Source organism: Ruminococcoides intestinihominis (assembly GCF_040096285.1).
Classification (GTDB): Bacteria; Bacillota; Clostridia; order Oscillospirales; family Acutalibacteraceae; genus Ruminococcoides; species Ruminococcoides intestinihominis.
Genome location: NZ_JBBMEY010000062.1, coordinates 1 through 8039, shown reverse-complemented (window position 1 = coordinate 8039; position 8039 = coordinate 1). Strand labels below are relative to the sequence as shown.

7 protein-coding genes are annotated in these 8039 nt (G+C 33.9%); all 7 read left to right on the top strand.

Going from position 1 to position 8039, the window contains the following annotated elements; all coding sequences use genetic code 11:
* Positions 1–577: 577 nt before the first annotated feature.
* Positions 578–1129, top strand: a complete 552-nt coding sequence (locus tag WMO18_RS10140; protein WP_022505496.1) for a DUF3793 family protein — start codon at positions 578–580, stop codon at positions 1127–1129.
* A gap of 16 nt (positions 1130–1145) precedes the next feature.
* The gene (locus WMO18_RS10135; protein WP_022505495.1) at positions 1146–1568 is read left to right on the top strand and encodes a flavodoxin; all 423 of its coding nucleotides are present in this window, start codon (positions 1146–1148) and stop codon (positions 1566–1568) included.
* 135 nt (positions 1569–1703) lie between these two features.
* A complete protein-coding gene (gene hydE / locus WMO18_RS10130; protein ID WP_022505494.1) occupies positions 1704–2750 on the top strand; it encodes a [FeFe] hydrogenase H-cluster radical SAM maturase HydE in 1047 nt (348 codons plus the stop codon).
* Positions 2751–3080: 330 nt separating this feature from the next.
* Positions 3081–4280: a glucose-1-phosphate adenylyltransferase gene (locus tag WMO18_RS10125; RefSeq protein WP_211147179.1), complete on the top strand. Its 1200-nt coding sequence runs from the start codon at positions 3081–3083 to the stop codon at positions 4278–4280.
* Positions 4280–5395, top strand: a complete 1116-nt coding sequence (glgD, locus tag WMO18_RS10120) for a glucose-1-phosphate adenylyltransferase subunit GlgD (protein WP_211147108.1) — start codon at positions 4280–4282, stop codon at positions 5393–5395. Before WMO18_RS10125 ends, glgD begins: the two co-directional genes overlap by 1 nt.
* 61 nt (positions 5396–5456) lie before the next feature.
* Positions 5457–6884, top strand: coding sequence for a glycogen synthase (locus WMO18_RS10115; protein ID WP_211147107.1), 1428 nt, complete (start codon positions 5457–5459; stop codon positions 6882–6884).
* Between the two features lie 204 nt (positions 6885–7088).
* Positions 7089–7751, top strand: coding sequence for a hypothetical protein (locus WMO18_RS10110; protein ID WP_211147106.1), 663 nt, complete (start codon positions 7089–7091; stop codon positions 7749–7751).
* Positions 7752–8039 lie beyond the last annotated feature (288 nt).

The following is an 8039-nucleotide window of genomic DNA, read 5'->3' as shown; positions in this document are numbered from 1 at the left end:
ATAAAATATAAGAAAAATTATGAGTTACACAGTAGGGGCGAACATCGTTTTTGTCTTTACCTAAAATCAAAACTAAAAAACCGATTATAATGTACAAGAAAAAGCAAAATGCACAAGTAGTTAGTGTAGGCTAACTGCTTTGTTTGTACAAACTTACAAAAAGAAAAATATAATAAAATTTTTATTGACATAGAGGAAAGGATAGAGTAATATATAGTTGTGGTTAGCAAAAGCTAACCAAGTACAGAAACATTATTACATTATGTTTTTACTTTGTTGTCACAACAAACCCATGTGAACTCTATTTATTTTTTTGGTGTATACTTCTTGCTGAAATGTGACAACAAAACTAACTTCGCCGAATAATTAAAATGCCAATTAATTGTTCAGCAAACTCTTTTCTCCTTAAAGGAACAGTTCTGCATACAGCTGTTCCTAAGTTTAGAGGTGCTATGGGAAACCATAGCCCTCTAAATCATGATTTTGCTTTCAAGTTTTTCTTATGAAAAACTTTTATTTTTACTTTATAGTTAGCAAATGCTAACTATAAAATTTCCTTAATAAAGGAATGATAAATATGTCAGAGGATTTATTAGTCAAGCATTGCTCACCAACATTAGCCGGACTAAAAACAGGCAACCTTTTTAACTGCTCTTGCAGCAGCGAGAAGGAAGCCATAAATTTTGTAAATACATACAACAAGATACTTTCTAAAAAAGGAATAAAACTTATTCTGCTGAACTATTCTAACAACAGAGCATTGCTATACTTGTATCGCAAAAATAAGTTAAAAAGTGACTTGTCAACTCCTTATGCTGAGTTTTTGCTTAGAATGCAAGGATACAACAGTATTGATGTTGAAAGTTGTATTGCTCAGTTAAAGAGGAGAGTAAAAACTTCTTGTGAATTTCCCCACGAAATCGGACTTTTCCTCGGTTATCCCCCTGAGGATGTTTACGGTTTTATTTGCAACAAGGGTGCTTGTTCAAAGTGTACAGGTTGTTGGAAAGTTTATGGTGATGAGAAAGAAGCCTTGAAAAAATTTGCAAAATTTAAGAAATGCTCTCGTATTTATTACTTAAAATGGAAACAAGGTTTTTCACTTGAAAAACTTACTGTTTCAGCTTAGAAAGGAAGAGATATAAATGAGTAAGATTGCAGTTGTATACTGGAGTGGTACAGGTAACACAGAAGTTATGGCTAATGCAGTAGCTGATGGTGTAAATGAAAACGGCGGTAACGCAACACTTTATACTGCTGATAGCTTTAACGGTGATATGGTCAATGACTTTGATGCTATTGCTTTTGGTTGTCCTGCAATGGGTGCTGAAGTTCTTGAGGATGAAGAATTCGAACCTATGTTTAATGGTTGTGAATCATCACTAAATGGTAAGAAAATCGCTTTATTCGGTTCATATGGTTGGGGCGATGGTGAATGGATGCGTAACTGGGAAGAGACTTGTACTTCTGACGGTGCAGTTCTTGCAACAGAAAGTGTAATTTGTAATGATGCACCGGATGATGATGCTATTGCAAATTGTAAAGCACTTGGTGCATCATTAGTTTAATTTAAAAATAAAAATCTATAAAAATACCTTAAAATTATACCTTCTTTGGCTATCCTTTATGGATAGCCTATTTCCTTTTGTGAAAGGTGTTGATTTTCTCTTAAACTGTCTGTAAAATATTCTTAGGTGAAAAATATGAGTACAGTTAATTTGGTAGAAAAATTATACAGAGAACACAACTTAACAGATAGTGAACTGAAAGAAATTCTTTTAACTACTGATAGCAAGGTTGATAAAGCTTTGCAAAAGTATGCACAAAAAGTTAGAGATAAAGTCTTTGGAAAAAATGTGTATATCAGAGGGTTAATTGAGGTCAGTAACTACTGTAAGAATGATTGTTATTACTGTGGAATCAGAAGAAGTAACAAAAATATTTGTAGATATAGATTGACAAAAGAACAGATACTTGATTGTTGCAAAAAAGGTTATGTACTTGGCTTTAGGACTTTTGTTTTGCAAGGTGGTGAAGATTTTCACTATTCTGACGATGACATTTGTAGTATCGTAAGTGAAATAAAAAGCAACTTTAGTGATTGTGCAGTAACTTTGTCAATAGGTGAAAGAAGTTATGAAAGTTACAAGAAATATTATGATGCAGGTGCTGATAGGTTTTTACTGAGAGAAGAAACCTCAAATCCGTTACATTACAGAAAACTTCATCCACAAGAAATGAGTTTGGAAAATAGAATACAATGTTTATATAATCTGAAGAAAATCGGCTATCAAGTAGGTTGTGGGATTATGATAGGTTCACCTTATCAAACTGTTGATGATATTATTCTTGACCTCAGATTTTTTCAGAAATTTATGCCACATATGATTGGCATAGGACCATTTGTACCACATAAAGATACTGACTTTAGAGATAAACCTATTGGTGACTTAAAGTTGACTTTGAGAACTTTAGGGATAATCAGACTTATGATTAATGATGTGTTACTTCCATCAACAACTGCACTTAGTACAATTGACCCTAAAGGCAGAATTCTTGGAATTTTGTATGGAGGAAATGTTGTAATGCCAAATTTATCTCCACAATTTGCTAAGGAACATTACACTTTATATGATGGAAAATTAAGTACAGGTAAAGAATCGGGAGAGATGGTTAAGGAACTTGAAAAATCTTTGAAAAATTTTGATTACAGTATTGAAATCTCTAGAGGTGATACTCCTAGAAAATAAAATAATAAAATGTATAAAAATCCCATTGTAATGGGATTTTTGCCTTTTAAATAGTTTATTTTATATAATAAATTCATTCACTTGACGAAAATATAAAAATATATTATTATTGTATACGTTATATTGCACAAAAATTGAAGAATTTGTTATGTATAAAATCAATAGCAAAAATGAAATTTTTGTAATATAATATAGTTAAGGTTAATAAAAAATAGGAAGAAAAGTATAATAGGCTCAATGTGATTTGATAATTTACGACATAACCTAGATGTTAAAATAAATATTGTACGGCTTTTTCCGTTTAGAAATTAATGTACTGGAGGAATTATGATGTTACCAAAGAAAGAAGTAGTAGCTATGCTTCTTGCCGGTGGACAGGGCTCTCGTCTTGGTGTATTAACTAAGAAGATTGCTAAACCTGCCGTTCCTTTCGGAGGAAAATACAGAATCATTGATTTCCCATTGTCCAACTGTGCAAATTCAGGTATTGAGGCTGTTGGTGTTTTGACACAGTATCAGCCACTTGTACTTAACGAATATATTGGCAATGGTCAACCATGGGAACTTGATGGTATGAATTCTGGGGTTACTTGTCTTAGCCCTTACGAGTCTAAGAAAGGCTCTGAATGGTATTCTGGTACTGCTAATGCAATTTATCAGAATATAAGCTATATTGATAGGTATAACCCTGAGTATGTTGTGGTACTTTCCGGTGACCATATTTATAAGATGGATTACGCAGATATGATTAAGTTCCACAAAGAACATGATGCTGCTTGTACTATTGCAGTTATTGATGTTTCTCTTGAAGAGGCATCTCGTTTTGGTATTCTAAATACTAACGAAGATGGTTCTATCTATGAATTTGAAGAAAAACCGGCTCATCCAAAGAGTACAAATGCCTCAATGGGTATTTATGTATTTAGTTGGAAAAAACTAAGAAAATATTTAATTGAAGATGCTGAAAATGAAAACAGCAGTAACGACTTTGGTAAGGATGTTCTACCTGCAATGTTAAATGCCGGTGAAAGAATGTTTGCTTATCCATTTGAGGGTTATTGGAAAGATGTAGGTACTGTTGAGTCACTTTGGGATGCTAATATGGATCTTCTAGACCCTAACCTAAAGCTGGACTTAAGAGATATTTACAGTAAAAACCCTATGTTCCCACCTCACTATGTATCTGAAACTGCTACTGTCAAAAATTCTAACATCTCTGATGGTTGTATTGTTGAGGGTGAAGTTGAGAATTCAATCCTATTCCCCGGTGTTAAGATTGAAAAGGGTGCTAAGGTAGATTATTCTATTATTATGCCTAATACAGTTGTTAAGGCAAATGCCGATATTAAATATTCTATTGTATCTGAAAATACTGTAATCGGTTGTAACGCAGTAATCGGTGGCAACCCTGAAGATGCAGAAGATAAGGATAAATGGGGTATTGCAGTTATCGGTGATGACCTACATATTGGTGACAATGTTGTTGTTCCACCTGCAGCTATGATTGGTGAAGATTTGGAGGCAGAATAATGAATAGAAGTAACAATGTTCTTGGTCTTATTTTTTCAAACACTAATGAGGGTTGTATTAGTCAGCTAACTAACAAGAGAACTATGGCTAGTGTACCTTTTGGAGGAAAATACAGACTAATTGATTTTCCACTTTCTAATATGAGCAATGCCGGTATTAACAATGTTGGTATTGTTGCATCATCTCATTACTTTAGCCTTATGGACCATGTAGGTAACGGTAATGCTTGGGATTTATCAAAGAGAAAAAGTGGACTTACAATTTTACCACCTTTTAGTGGCAAAAGTTTTGATAATGTGCTGGAAACTTTGGACAGCCTTCATGGTTATATTGAAAATGGTTCTGAAGAAGAAGTTTTGATTTGTAGCACAAACTTTATTGCAAATATTGATTATCAAAAGATGTATTATCAACACACTCAGACAGGTGCTGATGTTACATTCTGTTATCAGTATCAGGATATTAATAACAACAAGTCTTATCCAATGGTTGCTGAAATTGATGATGATAAGAGAATTAAGAAATTACAGATTAATCCACCTGTTACCGGTGAATGTAACCTAATTTCCGGTTCTATCTTAATTAAAAAAGACCTACTAATATCTATTGTTAAGCAATGTGTAAGTACAAATAACATTGACTATAGAAAGTTATTCCTAAACTTTGATTTAGAAAAATACAAGGTTTGTGGTTATGAACATAAAGGTTTCTTAAAGACAATTTGCTCAATGCAGGATTACTACAATATTTCTATGGATTTAATGAATCCTGAAGTAAGAGCAGATTTGTTCAATCCGGAAAGACCTATCTACACTAAGGTTAGAGATGACAGACCATCAAGATATGGCTTTGATTGTTCAGTTAAGGGTAGCTTAATTGCTCAAGGTTGTATTATTAATGGCGAAGTTGAAAACTGTATTATCTCAAAGGGTGTTTACATAGGTCAGAATACTAAGGTTAAGAACTCTATTATTATGCAGGATAGCGTAATCGGTGACAATGCTACAATCAACAATGTTATTATTGATAAGGACTGTAACATTGCTGAAGGTGAACAACTAATGGGTGCACCTAACTATCCGGTATATATTGAAAAAGGCTCAGTTATTTCTTAGTCTTGTATTTTTCTCAGTATATGTTATACTTATAATATAATCTTAATAGGAGGTAATTGAGATGAGAATTTTATATTGTGCAAGTGAAGCTAATCCGTTTTGTGGTAGTGGTGGTCTTGCTGATGTGGCAGGTAGTTTACCACATACTTTAAATAGAAAGGGTCAGGACTGCAGAATTGTTGTTCCTCTATATGGCTCAATGCCATATGACCTAAGATGTCAGTTACAGTACATTACTAACTTTTGGGTTCCTGTAGGTTGGAGAAGCCAGTATTGTGGTCTTTTCTGGGCACAGTGGAACGGTTGTACATATTACTTTATTGACAATGAATATTACTTTAACAGAGATAACCTATACGGTTATTATGATGATGCAGAAAGATTTGCTTTCTTCTCTCGTGCTATTATGGAAATGTTACCATACATTGATTTCCATCCGGACATTATTCATTGTAACGACTGGCAGACAGCTCTTGTACCTGTTTATTACTATCTATTCTATAGTAAGAACCCATGGTACTACAACATTAAGAGTGTATTTACTATCCATAATATTCAGTATCAAGGTAAGTATGGTTGGGAAGTTAACACAGAATGTGTTGGTGTTCCTCCAACAGAAACCAAGATTATTGAAATGGACGGTAAGCTAAATATGATGAAGGGTGCTATTGAATGCTCAACAAGAGTTACAACAGTTTCACCTTCTTATGCAGCAGAAATCAAAGACCCTTGGTTTGCTTATGGTTTGGAAGCATCTCTAAACAGAAACCATTGGAAACTTTGTGGTATTCTTAACGGTATTGACTGTGCATCTTATGACCCTGCAACTGACTATCAGCTATATGCTAACTATACTAAGGATGATATGTCAGGTAAGGGCATTTGTAAGCAGAAGTTACAGGAAAGACTTAACCTTGAACAGAGATGGGATGTTCCTATCGTTTCTATGGTTACTCGTCTGGTTAGCCACAAAGGTCTTGACCTTGTTCGTGGTGGTATTCGTGACCTACTAAATACAGAAAATATGCAGTTTGTTATTCTTGGTTCAGGTGACCAGGAATATGAGGATTTCTTCAATCAGTTAGCTTGGGATTATCCTGGCAGAGTTTCTTTCTGTCATGGCTTTGTTCCTGAATTAGCAAGAAAGATTTATTCTGGTTCTGATATTTTCCTAATGCCTTCAAAGCAAGAACCTTGTGGTCTATCACAGATGATTGCTCTTCGTTACGGTACAATTCCTGTTGTTCGTGAAGTTGGTGGTCTAAAAGACTCCGTATTTGACTCAGCTGATAACTATGGTAATGGCTTTACATTTAAGAACTATGACATTGCTGATATGTGCAATGCAGTTAAGAGAGCACTTGCCGGTATCAAGGATGATTGGGGTTGGCATCAGTTAATGTGGCGTGCAATGATGAGTGATAACTCATGGGATAGAAGTGCACAAGACTACATTAATGTATATAACGATACACTAAATTGGGCATAATACCCTATACAATGATAGTGGTAGGTTATTTTTAATCTACCACTTTTTTGTTCCGGTTCATAAATTATTTATGATTCATTAATATATTTTGCTTTATAACTTAAAGTATATGGTTATAATAATCTATTATAGTAGGATATAATGGACGTATGATATATTAGTAATATTGAGGTAAAGATGAAAAAAATCGTTGGGTGTTTGTTGATGACACTGTTAGTTTTTTCTTCTATATTTAGTTTAACTACATTTGCTTCTGCAAAAGAAGAAAAGACAGAACCAATTAAAAATAAAAGTGTAATATATTTTAAAGTGCCAACAACCGGCAAAAATGCTTGGGGCGATGGTCAAATATTATATTGTCACATTTGGGAAGCCGGTGGTGGTGAGTTTTTCGGCTGGCAATCCAAAAGTGAAAAGTGCGAAAAATATAAAGATGATGTATGGTACTATGATTTGGATAAGCTGAAAGCAAGTAATGAACTAGAGGGTGGCTTAAAGAAAGGCAGAACTTATGCCGTTATCTTTAGTAATAATATTGGCAACCAAACTTATGACCTTTATTTTGACTTAAGTTGTATCGGTGACATTGTTGTGTGCAATGGGGAGACCCAGAGTAATCCGGTTAGTCCCGGTAAGTATTGTGCTATAGCAGAATGGAAAGATAACAGTGAGTTTGATTCTGTTGTATACGAAAAAACTCCTCCTAGTGACCAGAAACCGGCTAAAGTTAATGTTAATGATGAAAGCAGTTTATCAAAAGAAATGGGATTTGCAGTTATTGTAATTGTAGCTTCGGTTGTTTTGCTTTTAGCACTTGCATTCGTTATTACATCAGCAATCAAAAAAAGAAAAATTAAAGAAGAATAAAAGGACTGAAAGATATTTGTTATCCATCAGTCCTTTTTGTTTTGTGTTATTTTATTGTTGATTACTTTGTTTAGTTGTTTGATTTTAATTTCCATATAATTATTTTTTTAAAATCCTTTTGTGTGTTAAGGTGAGTTCCGTAAATTAGGGTTTTTCAATTTTGTCTGTGGGTAAAGGTGAGATTGATAAATTAGGGCTTGTGGAGTTAGAACATACCTTGTTTTGTGGTAGATATTTAGAATTAGCAGAGACTATCCAGCCTCCTTAGATTGTCAAACCAAGTGCAAC